Raw genomic sequence first — 15884 nt, 5'->3', positions numbered from 1 at the left:
CTTACTGGACGAGCGCATCCGGCTTGCCCTTGCTGCGCGGCCGTTCCTCGACCATCTTGCCCCAGACGATCAACCGGTACTTGCTGGTGAACTCCGGCGTGCAGGTCGTCAGGGTGATGTAGCGGCCCGGCTCGGTGAAACCCGACTGCGGAGGAACCGGATTGAGCACGCTCGTGTTGCTCGGCGCCGTCACCGGCAGCAACGACGTCATCTTGTAGACGAAGTAGTCGTCCTGTGTCTCCACGACGATCTCGTCGCCCGCGCTGAGCTTGTTGATGTACCGGAACGGCTCGCCATGCGTGTTCCGGTGCCCCGCGAGCCCGAAGTTCCCGGACTTCGCGCTCGGCATCGCCGTCTTCAGCGCACCCTCGGAGTAGTGCCCGACCATGCCCCGGTCGAGCACCTTCTTGTTGCTGACGCCTTCGGCTATCGGCACGACCACGTCCAGCTTGGGAATGTGCAGCAGCGCGAACCCCTGCCCCGGTTCGAACTCGCCCGGCGCCCGCTTCCCGCTCGCCCACTCGTTCTGAAGCGTGCTCGCCTCCCTGCCGGCCTGCGCGTGCGCCCGCACGTTCGTCCACCACAGCTGGTAGGTGACGAACAGGAGCATCAGCACGCCGGTCGTGATGAACACCTCACCGACCGCCCGGCTCGCCAGCACCGCCGGACCGGGCTTGCTCGCCCGTGCCTGCCGCCGGGCCTCGACACGGGAGAGCGGAGCCGACGACATCCCGTCGTCCGACGCCTCCGCCGACTCCGCGGAAGGCCTCGCTCCGCCCCCATGACGCCCACCGCGGCGCTTGGCGGCCTTTCTCCGGGCCGCACGGCCCCCCGCAGGGGTTCCGGGGGCTCCTGTGGCGGACGAGGCGTCAGACACCGATCCAGACGCCGGTACGGACCCGTCTATTCGCGTCGGCGGCGGCTCCGGTATCCGCAGCGCCACCGTCTCGTCGTCGGCAGGCGGCACCCAGGGCTCATCGACACCCGCCCCGCCCCCCGTGTCGTACGACGCGCTGTCGTACCAGTCCCCAAGCGCACCGGCATCCTCGTACGACTGCTTCCCGTACGAGGTCCCGGACTCGCGCTCGGGGCGCAGTGCGGTCACGCCGAGGCCCTGCCCACCACCGGGGCCAGCCCCGCGCTTCGTGCCACCGCACCCTGGTCGCCGCACTCCACCAGCCAGTTGGCCAGCATCCGGTGCCCGTGTTCCGTCAGCACCGACTCGGGGTGGAACTGCACACCCTCCACCCGCAGTTCACGGTGGCGCAGCCCCATGATGATCCCGTCGTGCGTCCGCGCGGTCACCTCCAGCTCGGCCGGCACCGTCTCCGGCTCGGCAGCGAGGGAGTGATAGCGGGTCGCCGTGAAGGGCGTCGGCAGACCCGCGAAGACACCCTTGCCCTCGTGCTCCACCAACGACGTCTTGCCGTGCAGCAGCTCCGGCGCCCGGTCCACGACACCGCCGTACGCCACCTGCATCGACTGCATCCCCAGGCACACACCGAAGACGGGCACCCCGGTGGCCGCGCAGTGGCGGACCATCTCGACGCAGACGCCCGCCTCCTCCGGCGTCCCCGGGCCCGGCGACAGCAGCACACCGTCGAAGCCGTCCTGGGCGTGCGCGGTCGACACCTCGTCGTTGCGCAGCACCTCGCACTCGGCGCCCAGCTGGTACAGGTACTGCACCAGGTTGAAGACGAAGCTGTCGTAGTTGTCGACGACGAGAATCCGCGCACTCACTGGTTGTCCACCGTCACATCGTTGAAGGGCAGCAGCGGTTCGGCCCACGGGAAGACGTACTGGAAAAGGACGTAGACCACAGCAAGCACCAGCACGAGTGAGATGAAAGCCCTCACCCACGCGTTCCCTGGCAGATGCCGCCAGATCCAGCCGTACATGCCGTCCCTTCCGTCGCACCACGGCACAGACTCACGCCGTACCGCACCAGACTAACGGCGCAGGGCCGTCGGCTTCCCTTTCTCCACAGGCTGTGTGGAGTCCAGGTGTGCCCACACGATCAGGCGGTGACTGTGCCCCCACTCCGGATCGCACGTGGTCAGGGTGAGATAGCGGCCCGAGCGCGTATACCCCGACTTACGTGGCACAGGATCGATCACCTCAACGTCCGTGGGCACGGTTTTGTAGGGGCCTTTGTCGATCCGATACGTGAACCAGGTCGTCCCGTCCGTCAGCACCACCGCATCTCCGCGCCGCAGCTTGGGAAAGTCCTTGAAGGGGTCGCCGTACGTACGCCGGTGACCGGCCACCGAGAAGTTGCCCTTCTCCCCGAGCCGCGCGGTCCGCGCGTAGTGACCGAGCCCCTTCTTCAGGGTGCCGACGGCCGTCCCCTCCAGCACGGGCTTGTTCCACGTGAAACCAAGCCGCGGGATGTACATGATCGCGAAGGGCTTGCCGCTCTTGTACGCCGTCGGCTCCGGCGTACCGGACGGGGCGCCCCCCGTCGGCTGCCGCACGCTCCCCTTCGACCACTGGTCCTGCAACTGGTCGATCTGCTCGCCCATGACGTCGTCGGCCTTCACGCCGGTCCAGAACAGCACGTAGACGACGAAGAGCACGATGACGGTGCCGACGGTGATGCAGAGTTCGCTGACGGTCCTGACGACGACACGCACCGGCGGCTCCAGAGAGGCCTACTCCACAGGCTTGGCGTACTGCAGATCCACTGTGCCCGAGTAGCCGGGCAGAGTCACCGTTCCTTCGTCCTCGACTTTCCAGCCGAGCCCGTAGACGTTGACGTACACCATGTAGTTCTGGATCGCCGGGCTCGCCGCGAGCGACGTCCGCAGCTTTTCCGGGTTCCCGATCGCCGTGATCTTGTACGGCGGTGAGTAGACCCGGCCCTGGAGGATGAGCGTGTTGCCCACGCAGCGCACGGCGCTGGTGGAGATCAGCCGCTGGTCCATGACCTTGATGCCCTGGGCGCCGGCCTGCCACAGCGCGTTCACCACGGCCTGCAGGTCCTGCTGGTGGATGACGAGGTAGTCGGGCTGCGGCTCGGGATAGCCCGGGAGCTTGGCCGTGGCGTCCGGCGGGGCGTCGTTGAGCGTGACGGAGATCGCCTGGCCCTTCAGCTTCTGCGTCCCCGCCCTCTTCTCCAGCGCCGCCAGCTTGTCGTCCTCGGCCTTGGTTCTGCCGTCGTCCCGCTCGGCCAGCGCCTCGACGTCGTCCCTGAGCGTCCCGGTGGTCTCGTCCAGCTGACCGTTCTTGTGGCTGCGCTCCAGGATGAGGTCGGACAGCTTCAGCAGCGAGGCATCCGTACGGATATTGGTGCCCTTGGCCGTATTGAAGCTGGTGAAGAAGATGAGGCCCGCGAGGGCGAAGACAGCCACCGTGAGCAGCCGCACGGGCCTGAAACCCCGTTTGCGGACAGGGCTGGATCCGGCCTGGGGGGAGTCGGCAGAATTGCTCAACGTACCCTTATCTCCTTCGGCGCCGCGGAAGCACTACGCTAACGGACGCCCGGGGGAGCACTCAGTGTCCCCTTGTACGCTGCCCCGAGCCCGACCTAGTTACCTGCGCGGCCACGCAGCGCATCGACAGGAGAGACCCTCGTGCCGAAGTCACGTATCCGCAAGAAGGCCGATTACACGCCGCCGCCTGCGAAGCAGGCGACCAGCATCAAGCTGACCAACCGCGCCTGGGTCGCACCCGTCATGCTGGCCCTGTTCGTCATCGGGCTGGCCTGGATCGTCGTCTTCTATGTGACGGACGGCTCGCTGCCCATCGACTCGCTCGACAACTGGAACATCGTGGTGGGCTTCGGCTTCATCGCCGCGGGATTCGGCGTCTCCACACAGTGGAAGTAGTGGCTGCTTCGCGGTGAACACAGCTCTGCCCAGGGCTATCCGCTGAGTTATCCACAACGTTTTCCACAGTGGGGAAAAAGAACGACGATCTGTGGATAACCCATCCAGTGTTGACGCCGGTGTGACGGAACTACCGGTCACCCGAAAGCATGTTCGCCCCCTGTCCGACCTGCGGAAACACAGGTCAGCGACAGGGGGCACGCTTGTTCGCGCACACTATGCACAAGATTCGCCACCCGCTGTGGACAACTGCCCCCGCTCAGGTGAGCTGAGCCGTCCTCACCAGCGTCAATACGACGACCAGGGCGAGGACCAGGGCGCAGGTGCCGTACTGGATCAGGGCCCGTCGTTCGCGTGGGGCGTGCACCATGGCGTAGCCGATGACCACGCCTCCGGCGAGGCCTCCGATGTGGGCCTGCCAGGAGATGTCGAACGCCGGGTTGAAGGTGAAGATCATGTTGATCACCAGGAGCGCGATGATCGGCCGCAGGTCGTAGTTGAGCCGGCGCATCAGGACGGCGGTGGCGCCGAACAGGCCGAAGATGGCGCCGGAGGCGCCGAGCGTGGCCGTGGTCGGGGACTCCAGCAGATACGCCAGGACGCTGCCGACGAGACCGGACACCAGGTAGAGCGCGAGATAGCGGGCCCGGCCGAGGGCCGCCTCCAGCGGGCCGCCGAGCCACCACAGGCTCAGCATGTTGAAGGCGATGTGCCAGATCTCCTGGTGCGTGAACATCGAGGTGACCAGGCGGTACCACTGGCCCTCCGCGACGCCCTCGGTGGCCGTGAAGGGGGCCGGCGGCCAAGCGCCGATGAGGACCAGATCGCTGAGCAGTGAGTCCGAGGCCCGGACGGCGATGAACACGGCGAGGTTGATCCCGAGGAGGATCTTGGTGACCAGCCGGGGGTCGGCGGCGATCCTGCCGCCGGCGATCGTGCGGGGCATCGCGGCGTCGGCGCTGTGGCCGGTGCCGGAGCCGCCGCGGACGCAGTCGGGGCACTGGAAACCGACGGAGGCGCTGACCATGCACTCGGGGCAGATCGGGCGTTCGCAGCGGGTACAGCGGATGCCGGTCTCGCGGTCGGGGTGGCGGTAGCAACCGGGCAGGCCCTCGGCTTGCTGGGGGCCCTGATCCTCCGGGCCCTGCGGGCTGCCTGGCGCCTGGTCCATCGGGTCCCCTAAGTCGTCGTATGCAATGAAACCGCCCCGCCCATCCTTACGGACGAGCGGGGCGTTTGGTTCCCTGTGGGTCCCGGCGTTCAGCTCTTGCGGGTCTCGACGACGACCGACTCGATGACGACATCGTTGATGGGGCGCTTGGTGCGCGGGTTGCTCTGTGTGTCGGCGATGTCGTCGACGACCTTCTGGCTGGCCGCGTCGGTGACCTCGCCGAAGATGGTGTGCTTGCCGTTCAGCCAGGTCGTGGGGACGACGGTGATGAAGAACTGCGAGCCATTGGTGTCCGGTCCGGCGTTGGCCATGGCCAGCAGGTAGGGCCTGTCGAAGGAGAGATCGGAGTGGAACTCGTCCTGGAACTGGTAGCCGGGGCCTCCGGTGCCGTTGCCCAGCGGGTCACCGCCCTGGATCATGAAGCCGCTGATCACTTGATGGAAGACAGTGCCGTCGTAGAGTCTGGCCTTGGCCTTCTCCCCGGTGATCGGGTTGGTCCACTCCTGTCGGCCCTGGGCGAGTTTGACGAAGTTCTTGACGGTGAGCGGCGTGTGGTTCGGGAAGAGTCGGATCTCGATGTCGCCGTGGTTGGTCCTCAGTGTGGCGTAGAGATGCTCGGCCACGATCTGCCTTCCGTTGTCTCTCTGTGATTCGTCGATCCTCGCACGGGCCTGGAGGTCCGTCGCCCGCCGTCGCCTGTGGTGCCCGTTGCCGGGTGCCGCGGGCAGAAATCCGGTCGAGTAGTCCCGGGCCGGGCGCGTTCGTCGACGATCCGTGGCATTGTCGACGACAAGCTCCCGTTGCCCGTATTCATCCGCTATTGCATGTGATCGGTTCTTCAGCAGCGCTTGATCGGAGATCGTCCGGAGTAAGCGCCCATGACCCGGATGCCTGCCCTCACATGCCCAGGTCCCCGTTCGCAGGCATGATCCGTAAAAGGGTGGAAAGTCGAATTACCGTACGCCACCGAGGAGGAGGATTCCCGTGACCCGCATCGACAGCGTGCGCGCCGCGACCGGTTCGGCGAAGGACAGCGTGCTGCACGCCGCGGAAGTGGTGGCGCCCTACGCCGACACGGCCAAGGACAGGGCCGCTCACTACACACACGAGGCACGCGTACGGCTCGCGCCGAAGGTGTCACAGGCGGCCGAGCAGGCTCGCGTCCAGTACGACGCGCATCTCGCGCCGCGCCTGGAACAGGCCCTGACGCATGTGCCGCCGAAGGTCGACCACGCCGCCCACGAGGCCGCCGTCCGCACCCGCAAGGCTGCCCGGCAGGCCGCCGACTATTCACGTCCGAGGATCGAGCAGGCCGTGGCCGCGGCCGGGCCCGTGAAGGACGAGGCCGCATCCCGCGGTACGGCCGCGCTGCTCGCGCTGCGCGGTCAGGTCTCGGCCAAGCAGATCGAGAAGCTGGTCCGTAAGCAGGAACGTCGGGCGAGGGCCGGCCGTCTCGCCAAGGCACTGATGGTCGCGGGCGTCCTCGCGGGCGGTGCCTACGCCGCCTGGAAGTGGTGGGACAAGCAGGCCAACCCCGACTGGCTGGTCGAGCCGCCCGCCGCGACGGAGGTCCCGGAGTCGAGTGGGCTGACGTCGGTCGACGGCAGCGGCCAGTCCGTGCTCGACCCGGAGGTGCAGGTCAAGGAAGCCGAGGAGGAGGCCGCGCACCGCGACGAACGGCACTGACGTCCGGCATTCCGAACACCGCTGTGGGGCAGGAGACTTGAGGGTCTCCTGCCCCACAGCGGTGTTTCACGTGGAACGGCGGATGCCTGTCCTCTGCATCCACGATGACGTTTGCAACGGTTCAGGTGTGCAAGTTCCGCACAGACTGCGTTGACGGAGAGCGTCGCCCTGGTTACCAGCACACGTTCCCACCAGTCCCCACAAGGCCTCCACCAGCGGAATCATCGACTCCGGCGCCTCGTCGGCTACTCGCGCGACAGGCTTGGGCACCCCCGTCGGCGCTCGCGTTTGCGCAAATATCCGCAACGGCTCAGGTGTCGCCGAGTGACGCACGTCACCTCGAGGGACCTTCTCCGTCCACACCTGGCGCATGTGCGGATCCGGCGCGTGAAAAACCCGCACACGCAAGAACCGGCCAGCCGCCGTGAAGGGCGTCTGACCGGTCCGAGGTGTGGAGCCTAGGGGAGTCGAACCCCTGACATCTGCCATGCAAAGACAGCGCTCTACCAACTGAGCTAAGGCCCCGGGAGGGGAGCGTCCGACCGGAAGTGACTCATACCGGTGGGCGTCGCAGACCAGAGTACCGGGTCGCCCCCGGTATCTCGCAAAAAGATTGGGGGTCCCGATGAACGACCACTCTCCGTAAGATGCTCGGCGTGGTTCGCTACAGCGAACCGCGGTATTTGGGGAAGCGATGGGGAGACGCAATGGACGCCGCACAGCAGGAAGCGACCGCGAGAGCGCGGGAACTGCAGCGGAACTGGTACGGGGAGCCGCTGGGGGCGCTCTTCCGTAAGCTCATAGACGATCTTGGCCTCAACCAGGCTCGTCTCGCGGGGGTGCTGGGACTGTCCGCACCGATGCTGTCGCAGCTGATGAGCGGTCAGCGGGCGAAGATCGGCAATCCGGCCGTGGTCCAGCGGGTGCAGCTGCTGCAGGATCTGGCGAGGCAGGTCGCGGACGGCAGCGTCAGCGCGGCCGAGGCGACCGAGCGGATGGACGAGATCAAGAAGTCGCAAGGGGGCTCGGTGCTCAGCAACGCCACGACCACGACCAGTAGTTCGGGAGCGCCGACGGTCAAGCGGGTCGTCCGTGAGATCCAGTCGCTGCTGCGGTCGGTCGCGGCCGCGGGGGACATCATCGAGGCGGCGGACACCCTCGCCCCGACCCATCCGGAACTGGCAGAGTTCCTCCGGGTCTACGGCGCGGGCCGCACCTCCGACGCGGTCTCGCACTACCAGTCCCACCAGAGCTGACTCCGCGGCCCGGTCGCCGAAGGGGGTTCGGCAGCCGGGACGACGGCCGAGGAGGCACAGGGGAGTCGTGCCGCGTGGAGAGGCACGGGAGTCGTCGCTCATCCGGGGAGGGACACGTGGGGGCGTGTCACTCACCGGCCGGGAGACGGGCCGTGTCGCTCGCCGGGGGGCGGTGCGAGGGGTGTCACTCATCCTGGAGCGGTGCGGCGGGAGTCGTATCGCTCGTGGAGGGGGAGGCAAGGGGGGAGACCGCAGGGGGAGGAGCGACGCACTGCCATGGGTGAGGTCTTCGCCGGCCGGTACGAACTCGTCGATCCGATCGGGCGCGGAGGTGTCGGCGCCGTGTGGCGCGCCTGGGACCATCGCCGCCGTCGGTATGTCGCCGCCAAGGTGCTGCAGCAGAGCGACGCGCACTCGCTGCTGCGCTTCGTCCGCGAACAGGCGCTGCGGATCGACCACCCCCATGTGCTCGCGCCCGCCAGCTGGGCCGCAGACGACGACAAGGTCCTGTTCACCATGGATCTGGTCGGCGGCGGTTCGCTGGCCCATCTGATCGGGGACTACGGTCCCCTGCCGCCGTCCTTCGTGTGCACGCTCCTCGACCAACTCCTGTCGGGGCTGGCGGCGGTGCACGCGGAGGGTGTGGTGCACCGGGACATCAAGCCCGCCAACGTGCTGCTGGAGGCCACCGGTACCGGTCGGCCCCGGCTGCGGCTGTCCGACTTCGGCATCGCGATGCGGCTGGGCGAACCGCGGCTGACGGAGACCAACCTCGTGGTGGGGACGCCGGGTTACATCTCGCCCGAGCAGATGATGGGGTCGGAGCCGGACTTTCCCGCCGATCTGTTCGCCGTAGGCCTGGTCGCGCTGTATCTCCTGGAGGGCGCCAAGCCGGACGCCAAGGCTCTCGTCCAGTACTTCGCGGCGCACGGGACGCCGAGTGCGCCCAAGGGCATTCCCGAGCCGCTGTGGCAGGTCGTGGCGACGCTGGTGCAGCCGGATCCGCAGGCGCGGTTCCGCACCGCGACGGGGGCGCGCAAGGCGCTCGCCGCGGCCGCGGAGCTTCTGCCGGAGCCGGGCCCCGACGACGAGCTGATCGAGATCTTCGACCAACTGGGGCCACTGCCACCGGGGTTCGGGCCGACGGGGCCGCTCAAGCCCGCGCCGGGAGTGCGGACGGGGTCCTCGGACACGGGCCAGGGCTGGGAATCCTCGGGGTCGGGAACCGTCCCCCGGCCGTCGTCCGGGCAGACCGACCCAGGACCGAGTGCCGGCTTCCCACCGTCCGGGCAGGCAGCCCCGACACCGGGTACCGGCGTCCGGCCGTCCGCGCGGGACCACGACTCCGCCTCCGCATGGCCCGGCACCGACTCCGTACCGCCCGATCCCCGTTGGAGCACCGGGTCGCGGCCGGCGGCGTCCCTCTCCGAGTCCTCCGGTGGTGCGCGGCCGCCCAGCATGTCGGACACCGGCAGCTTCCCGCTGCCGCCCCTGCAGGCCACCGGTTCCTCTCCTCAGGTGCGTCCCCCGGACTCCCAGACACCGCCACAGACACAGCAGGGCGCGCAGCACCAGCCCTCCCACGTCTCCCCCGACGACCCCACGCATGTCCTGCCCTCCCCCCGGCCGCAGGCGCCGCCCTACCCGACGCGGCCCCTGGCGTCACCGCCGCTCCATCGCGCCGATGCCTCTACTGCTTCGTACACCGCTCAGGTCCCGGAGGTTCCCCCTCCGGCCCAGGAAACCTCGCGGCACCGCGCGGGCAGAGGAGTGCGCAGGGCACGACGGCGTCCCGGCCCCCCGGCCAAGGTGGTCGTGCCGATGCTGCTTCTCGCGCTGGCCTGCTACGCCGTGGGCTTCTGGGCACTGACCCGGATCTGAGCGCCCACGGGTGCCGGGACCCCCGCGCCTACCCGGCGACCCCGGCCGCCCTCCGCCGAGCCACCACGGTCCACGCCCCCAGTACCGCCAGCACCAGGCTCCCGCCCCCGATGCCCGCCACGGCGACCACCTTCATCACCGCGTCGCCTCCCGCGCCCCCGCCCTCGGCCGCCGCCTCCCGGTCCTGCGCCGACACCTCGAAGAGGCCCCGCGGATCGGACGGTGCCGCGTAGGCGGGTGCCGTCTCGGCCGTGCCGTCGATCCGCACCCGCAGGGTCACGCCGAACGGCTTGTCGCCGTACTTCTCGGCCATGGCCGACGAGAGATGGAGGGCGAGGTAGTACGAGCCGGCGAACCGCATCGCTCTGACCTGTCGGGAGGAGTCGTAGCGGTTGGTGTAGTCGACCGGCGGCAAGGGGTCGAGGGAGTCCGACTTCTGGGTGCCGTTGTAACCGATGGCCACGTCGTCGACGGGCATGCGTGCGGGGTTGTACAGCGACGTGATGAGCGCACTGCCCACATAACGGCCGCGCGTCGTGCTGCCCAGTTCGGCGGTGACGTGGAGCTGCTGCCCCCAGTCGACCGGCACTTTGTAGAAGAGCGTCTGCCCGGGGACGGCATCGGCGCTCCAGGCCCCCTCCTTCACCGGCACGGCCTCGTCGAAGCCCGCGCCGCCCGGACGTCGTACGGCCTGGTCCGTCGGAGGCTGTGGGGGCGTGGAGTTCCAGCTCCGCGGCGCGCTCGTCGGCTCGTCCCGGTCCAGATGCGACTCCGACACCGGAGCGAGCTCCAGCTCCCATTCGCCGGGCGACACGTCCGTGCCGTCGATGCGTTCTACGCGCACGTAGTACAGGCCGCCGCCCTTGCACAAGGCGCGCTTGGACGAGGCCTCTCTCGCTCCCCAGGCGACGATCGGCCGCGGACTGCGGCTCGCGCCGAAGTAGGCGCTCTCGAAGGAGCAGGAGCGGCTGTCGGCGTCCTGCAGGTACACCCTGATGCCGCTGCCGGTGGACACCGTCGTGCCCGCGCGCGGGACGGCCGTGACGGAGACGTACGTGTTCGACGTCTCGTCGAGTACGAGGCGGTAGTAGAGCTTGCCGCTCGCGGGGAGGGTGCTGCGGTACGTCTCGCCGATGTCGAGGGACTCGGCGCCCGAGGTGGTCGCGGCGCCGGTGACCGGCCGGGCGTCGGGGGCGAACCCGTACGAGGGGCTGGGTGTACTCGCCGCGAGGGCCGTCTGTCCCGGCAGCAGGGCGGCCAGGGCCATTCCCACGACAGCCGCGCACACGCCGCGCCACCGCACCGTACGCCGCCCCATCACGCGCCACCCCTCGCCGTCGCCTGAACGTGGCTCATCCTGCCCGGCTGCGTCTCGCGCAACACAAAACCCCGACCGCGAGGCGGCCGGGGTCTGTTCAGAACCGAATGTCGGTACTCACGAACCCGTGGGCACGGAGTCGGTCGCCTCCGTCCACAGATCCTGCTCGGCGCGATCCGCCTGGATCTGGCGGTACACGAGGAGCCCGCCGATGGCGGCCAGTGCGACCAGGAGAAGCTTCTTCACCGTGCGACCTCGTCTTTCCTTGACGTAGGGGACCTCTGGCGCCCGACTATACACACCGACCGATACCGATCGGTGACCTGCGTCAGCCCCTCAACTTCCGCCCTGCACACCGCAATAGAAGCGGATGACGCCACTCCGATCGGAGGGTGATCACACCTCCACGGACGGTCACTTTGACCCTTCTCCTCCACTCTCCTCCACTTTTCGGGCTTCTTGCACCCATCCGAGTGGTGTTCATCTGAACATCGACGCGCCACGGGCGTCGGTCCATGATTTCGCCGCCCCCATACACATCATGAGGAAAGTACGCAAATCGCCCAACCCGAAAGTGAGGGGCCATGGCCCAGAACAAGGTCATGAACCTGTGGACCGCCATCGTCACCGCCCTCCTGGCGCTGTGCACGACGCTCGGACTCATCACCACGACCGCCGCCGCGGCCGTACCGCAGACCGAGCCGACCCGCAACAGCAGCACCGAGGCCACGACACCGGCGCCGTCCCTGTGGCCCTGGTCGACCACCAGGTCCCTGCCCCCCACGATGAAGCAGCGCATCCGAGCCGAGGCCCACGGCAAGACCCCCAGCTGCCGCCACCGCCCGCCGACGGACACGGAGGAGGCCGACGGGGCCACGTCCCCCTGCGAGGACCCGGCCGCCGAGCCGGCCACACCCCTCCAGCGCTGACGGCGCCGTCCCTTCCACGATGTGTAACGGCGAACTTGCGTACACGCCCGCTACATGGACGTACAGAAACGCGAAACCCCCCGGTCTCCCTCGACCGGGGGGCATCGTGCTGCTGCCAAAACGAAGAACGAGTGCCTCCCACTGGGGAGACACCCGACTTCTCGATCTTCGTCTGTGGGGCTAACAGGATTTGAACCTGTGGCCTCATCCTTATCAGGGATGCGCTCTAACCAACTGAGCTATAGCCCCGCCGCGCTCTGCGGTGTGTGTCCCGCGCGCTGACTCCTGAAGATTAGCGCACGACATGGGCAGTCCCAAAATCGGTTGTCCGCGGTCCCTCAGGAGGGGTTTGGAACGGCGATCGGAGTTAATGTCACTCGTCCTCGGCGAGCGTCAGCTCGACACCGCCGACGAAGCCCGCGGAGAGGTTGTAGATGAACGCGCCGAGGGTCGCGAGAGCCGTCGCGAGGACGACGTCGATGACCGCGATGATCGTCGTGAACATCAGGACGTTCGGCAGCGACAGGAAGGACTGCAGGTCGAAGCCGTTCGACTCGTTGGAGCCGGTCGCTTCGGAGATCGTGCCGCCGACGGTCGAGAAGACGCCCATCGCGTCCATGACCATCCACAGCACCGCGGCCGCCACGATCGTGCAGATGCCCAGCGCGATGGAGAGCAGGAAGCTGACCTTCATCACCGACCACGGGTCGGCCTTGGCCACCCGCAGCCGCGCTTTGCGGGTGCGCGGCGTGGTGCGCGCGCCGGTGCGCGGGCGGCGAACGGCGCCCGCGGAGACGGCGGCCTGCGCCGGGTAGGCCTGCGGCGGGTGGTACGGCCCGGCCGCCTGCTGGGGCCCGCGCTCTCCCGGCAGCGGGGACGGAGCCGGCTGCTCAGCCGAAGGCTGCTGCGGCTGTGCGCCCGGAGCAGCCGAGCCCGCGCCGGCCGCGTACTGCTGGGTCTGCGGGCCTCGGGTGTCCGTCACAGTTCCCCCCTGGGATCCATGCGAGTCGGGCGAGGGTGAGTCCTTCGCGGGCGACTTGATCGCTTTGAGCTGGGTCGTGTGCGAATCTGTCGCCTGCGCGGCGGAGCCACGGCCGCCGCCGTCCGTATCCGTACCGGCCTGAGAACCGGTAGAGGTACCGGACGATCCGGCGCCCGTGGCTCCGCTCACGCTGACTCACTCCTCGTGCTACTCGGCCGAGGGCGCCTCACCCTCGTCCGTGCCGGTGGTCGCGGCACCCTCGGCGGTCTCGTCGACGGCGTCAATGCCCTCGACCTCCTCCGCCTCGCGTCCCGCCTCGGCGTTACGTGCGATACCGACGACGGCATCGCGCTTGCCCAGGTTGATCAGTTGGACGCCCATGGTGTCACGGCCCGTCTCCCTGATCTCGTTGACTCGCGTACGAATCACACCGCCGCCCAGCGTGATGGCGAGGATCTCGTCGGTCTCCTCGACCACCAGCGCGCCGACGAGAGAACCACGGTCCTCCACGATCTTGGCGGCCTTGATACCGAGGCCGCCGCGACCCTGGACGCGGTATTCGTCGACGGCGGTCCGCTTCGCGTACCCGCCGTCTGTGGCAGTGAACACGAACGTACCGGGTCGAACAACATTCATCGAGAGCAGCTCGTCTCCTCCGCGGAAACTCATGCCCTTGACACCCGAGGTCGCACGGCCCATGGGCCGCAATGCGTCATCGGTGGCCGTGAACCTGATCGATTGAGCCTTCTTGCTGATCAGGAGCAGATCGTCCTCGGCCGAAACAAGCTCGGCTCCGATCAGTTCGTCGTCCGAACCGTCGTCCGTCTCCCGGAGGTTGATCGCGATGACACCACCGGAACGCGGCGAATCGTAATCCTTCAGAGCCGTCTTCTTGACCAAGCCGCCCTTCGTGGCCAGCACCAGGTACGGCGCCACCTCGTAGGTGCGGATCGCGAGGATCTCGGCGATCGCCTCGTCCGGCTGGAAGGCCAGCAGGTTCGCGACGTGCTGTCCACGCGCGTCACGGCCGGCGTCGGGAAGCTCGTACGCCTTCGCGCGGTAGACCCGGCCCTTGTTCGTGAAGAACAGCAGCCAGTGGTGGGTCGTGGAGACGAAGAAGTGGTCGACGATGTCGTCTTCCTTGAGCTTCGTGCCGCGCACGCCCTTGCCGCCGCGCTTCTGGGCGCGGTAGTCGTCGGTCTTGGTGCGCTTGACGTAGCCGCCGCGCGTGACCGTGACGACGATGTCCTCCTCGGCGATCAGGTCCTCGATGGACATGTCACCGTCGTAGGGGACCAGCATCGTCTTGCGGTCGTCGCCGAACTTCTCGACGATGACCGCGAGTTCCTCGCTGACGATGCCGCGCTGGCGGACCGGCGAGGCCAGGATCGCGTTGTACTCCGTGATCTTCGCCTGGAGTTCGTCGTGCTCCTGGATGATCTTCTGGCGCTCCAGGGCGGCCAGTCGGCGCAGCTGCATCTCGAGGATGGCGTTCGCCTGGATCTCGTCGATCTCCAGGAGGTCCATCAGGCCCGTGCGCGCGATGTCGACGGTGTCGCTGCGCCGGATCAGCGCGATGACCTCGTCGATGGCGTCCAGGGCCTTCAGCAGACCGCGCAGGATGTGCGCCCGCTCCTCGGCCTTGCGCAGCCGGAAGCGCGTACGGCGGACGATGACCTCGATCTGGTGCGTCACCCAGTGGCGGATGAACGCGTCCAGCGACAGCGTGCGCGGAACCCCGTCGACCAGCGCCAGCATGTTGGCGCTGAAGTTCGACTGGAGGTCCGTGTGCTTGTAGAGGTTGTTCAGTACGACCTTGGCGACCGCGTCCCTCTTGAGCACGATGACCAGCCGCTGACCGGTACGGGAGCTGGTCTCGTCCCGGACGTCCGCGATACCGCCGACCTTGCCGTCCTTCACCAGGTCGGCGATCTTCTGCGCGAGGTTGTCGGGGTTGGTCTGGTACGGCAGCTCCGTGACCACCAGGCACTGGCGGTTCTGGATCTCCTCGACCTCGACGACCGCGCGCATGGTGATCGAGCCACGGCCCGTGCGGTACGCCTCCTCGATGCCCTTGCGGCCCACGACGAGCGCGCCGGTCGGGAAGTCGGGGCCCTTGATGCGCTCCATCAGCGCGTCCAGGAGCTCCTCGTGCGAGGCCTCCGGGTTCTCCAGGTACCACTGGGCGCCGGAAGCCACCTCGCGCAGGTTGTGCGGCGGGATGTTGGTCGCCATACCGACCGCGATGCCTGCCGAGCCGTTGATCAGCAGGTTCGGGAAGCGGGCGGGCAGGACGGTCGGCTCCTGGGAGCGGCCGTCGTAGTTGTCCGTGAAGTCGACGGTCTCCTCGTCGATGTCGCGGACCATCTCCATGGACAGCGGCATCATCTTGCACTCGGTGTACCGCATGGCGGCCGCCGGGTCGTTGCCGGGAGAGCCGAAGTTGCCGTTGGAGTCCACCAGCGGCATCCGCATCGACCACGGCTGCGCGAGACGGACCAGCGCGTCGTAGATCGAGGAGTCGCCGTGCGGGTGGTAGTTGCCCATGACGTCGCCGACGACGCGGGCGCACTTGTAGAAGCCGCGCTCGGGGCGGTAGCCGCCGTCGTACATGGCGTACAGGACGCGGCGGTGGACGGGCTTGAGGCCGTCCCGGACGTCCGGCAGCGCGCGGGAGACGATGACGGACATCGCGTAGTCGAGGTACGAGCGCTGCATCTCCGTCTCGAGCCCGACGGGCTCGACACGCTGGGCGATGATGCCGCCCTCTTCAGGGGTGACAGGAGTGTTCTCGTCGGCCATTGCTGGTGAAGATCCTTCCTGGTGCGGTCAGC

General features: G+C 68.2%; 15 protein-coding genes and 2 tRNA genes. 5 read left to right on the top strand and 12 right to left on the bottom strand.

Going from position 1 to position 15884, the window contains the following annotated elements; genetic code table 11:
* Position 1 precedes the first annotated feature (1 nt).
* The 4 genes from ACIOHP_RS05125 to ACIOHP_RS05110 form a co-directional block, all read right to left on the bottom strand.
* The gene (locus ACIOHP_RS05125) at positions 2 to 1105 is read right to left on the bottom strand and encodes a class E sortase (RefSeq protein WP_401883532.1); all 1104 of its coding nucleotides are present in this window, start codon (positions 1103 to 1105) and stop codon (positions 2 to 4) included.
* Positions 1102 to 1740 (bottom strand): aminodeoxychorismate/anthranilate synthase component II, encoded by a 639-nt coding sequence (locus ACIOHP_RS05120; protein WP_361483859.1) that lies wholly within the window; start codon positions 1738 to 1740, stop codon positions 1102 to 1104. Before ACIOHP_RS05120 ends, ACIOHP_RS05125 begins: the two co-directional genes overlap by 4 nt.
* 209 nt (positions 1741 to 1949) lie before the next feature.
* A complete protein-coding gene (locus tag ACIOHP_RS05115) occupies positions 1950 to 2633 on the bottom strand; it encodes a class E sortase (RefSeq protein ID WP_307028430.1) in 684 nt (227 codons plus the stop codon).
* A gap of 18 nt (positions 2634 to 2651) precedes the next feature.
* Positions 2652 to 3431 (bottom strand): DUF881 domain-containing protein, encoded by a 780-nt coding sequence (locus ACIOHP_RS05110; RefSeq protein ID WP_401883529.1) that lies wholly within the window; start codon positions 3429 to 3431, stop codon positions 2652 to 2654.
* A 141-nt stretch (positions 3432 to 3572) separates the two neighbouring features.
* Between ACIOHP_RS05110 and crgA the strand changes: the two genes are divergently transcribed.
* Positions 3573 to 3827, top strand: coding sequence for a cell division protein CrgA (gene crgA, locus ACIOHP_RS05105; RefSeq protein WP_307028434.1), 255 nt, complete (start codon positions 3573 to 3575; stop codon positions 3825 to 3827).
* A gap of 259 nt (positions 3828 to 4086) precedes the next feature.
* Here the strand turns inward: crgA and ACIOHP_RS05100 are convergent, their stop codons facing one another.
* Together ACIOHP_RS05100 and ACIOHP_RS05095 are read right to left on the bottom strand one after the other, a co-directional pair.
* On the bottom strand, positions 4087 to 4998 hold the full coding sequence (locus ACIOHP_RS05100; protein WP_401883527.1) for a rhomboid family intramembrane serine protease: 912 nt from the start codon (positions 4996 to 4998) through the stop codon (positions 4087 to 4089).
* Between the two features lie 89 nt (positions 4999 to 5087).
* Positions 5088 to 5621 carry a peptidylprolyl isomerase gene (locus ACIOHP_RS05095; protein ID WP_401883525.1) on the bottom strand — a complete coding sequence of 178 codons (534 nt, stop codon included), beginning with the start codon at positions 5619 to 5621 and terminating at the stop codon, positions 5088 to 5090.
* A gap of 361 nt (positions 5622 to 5982) precedes the next feature.
* On the opposite strand from ACIOHP_RS05095, the gene ACIOHP_RS05090 reads away from it, so the two are divergent.
* Positions 5983 to 6684 (top strand): DUF5324 family protein, encoded by a 702-nt coding sequence (locus tag ACIOHP_RS05090; RefSeq protein ID WP_401883523.1) that lies wholly within the window; start codon positions 5983 to 5985, stop codon positions 6682 to 6684.
* Between the two features lie 452 nt (positions 6685 to 7136).
* Here ACIOHP_RS05090 and ACIOHP_RS05085 read toward each other — a convergent pair.
* Positions 7137 to 7209: transfer RNA gene (locus tag ACIOHP_RS05085), tRNA-Ala, on the bottom strand.
* Between the two features lie 182 nt (positions 7210 to 7391).
* On the opposite strand from ACIOHP_RS05085, the gene ACIOHP_RS05080 reads away from it, so the two are divergent.
* On the top strand, positions 7392 to 7940 hold the full coding sequence (locus ACIOHP_RS05080) for a DNA-binding protein (RefSeq protein WP_046256534.1): 549 nt from the start codon (positions 7392 to 7394) through the stop codon (positions 7938 to 7940).
* Positions 7941 to 8216: 276 nt separating this feature from the next.
* Positions 8217 to 9821: a serine/threonine protein kinase gene (locus ACIOHP_RS05075; RefSeq protein ID WP_401883521.1), complete on the top strand. Its 1605-nt coding sequence runs from the start codon at positions 8217 to 8219 to the stop codon at positions 9819 to 9821.
* 28 nt (positions 9822 to 9849) lie between these two features.
* Here ACIOHP_RS05075 and ACIOHP_RS05070 read toward each other — a convergent pair whose 3' ends face one another.
* Both ACIOHP_RS05070 and ACIOHP_RS05065 read right to left on the bottom strand, forming a co-directional pair.
* Positions 9850 to 11139 (bottom strand): hypothetical protein, encoded by a 1290-nt coding sequence (locus ACIOHP_RS05070; RefSeq protein ID WP_401883519.1) that lies wholly within the window; start codon positions 11137 to 11139, stop codon positions 9850 to 9852.
* A 117-nt stretch (positions 11140 to 11256) separates the two neighbouring features.
* A complete protein-coding gene (locus ACIOHP_RS05065) occupies positions 11257 to 11385 on the bottom strand; it encodes a DLW-39 family protein (protein ID WP_003999697.1) in 129 nt (42 codons plus the stop codon).
* Between the two features lie 338 nt (positions 11386 to 11723).
* Here ACIOHP_RS05065 and ACIOHP_RS05060 point away from each other — a divergent pair, with 338 nt between their 5' ends.
* Positions 11724 to 12068 carry a DUF6344 domain-containing protein gene (locus ACIOHP_RS05060; RefSeq protein ID WP_401883517.1) on the top strand — a complete coding sequence of 115 codons (345 nt, stop codon included), beginning with the start codon at positions 11724 to 11726 and terminating at the stop codon, positions 12066 to 12068.
* 175 nt (positions 12069 to 12243) lie between these two features.
* On the opposite strand, the gene ACIOHP_RS05055 is transcribed toward ACIOHP_RS05060, so the two are convergent.
* From ACIOHP_RS05055 to gyrA, 3 genes are all read right to left on the bottom strand, one after another.
* Positions 12244 to 12317, bottom strand: a tRNA-Ile gene (locus tag ACIOHP_RS05055).
* Positions 12318 to 12441: 124 nt separating this feature from the next.
* Positions 12442 to 13239 (bottom strand): DUF3566 domain-containing protein, encoded by a 798-nt coding sequence (locus tag ACIOHP_RS05050; protein ID WP_307028472.1) that lies wholly within the window; start codon positions 13237 to 13239, stop codon positions 12442 to 12444.
* Between the two features lie 18 nt (positions 13240 to 13257).
* Positions 13258 to 15852 (bottom strand): DNA gyrase subunit A, encoded by a 2595-nt coding sequence (gene gyrA, locus ACIOHP_RS05045; protein WP_361483839.1) that lies wholly within the window; start codon positions 15850 to 15852, stop codon positions 13258 to 13260.
* Between the last annotated feature and the right edge of the window lie 32 nt (positions 15853 to 15884).

Origin of the sequence: Streptomyces sp. NPDC087859 (genome assembly GCF_044742595.1) — a bacterium.
GTDB classification, from domain to species: domain Bacteria; phylum Actinomycetota; class Actinomycetes; order Streptomycetales; family Streptomycetaceae; genus Streptomyces; species Streptomyces canus_F.
The sequence above is the reverse complement of the archived record's forward strand: the minus strand, read 5'-3'. Positions and strand labels throughout refer to the sequence as shown.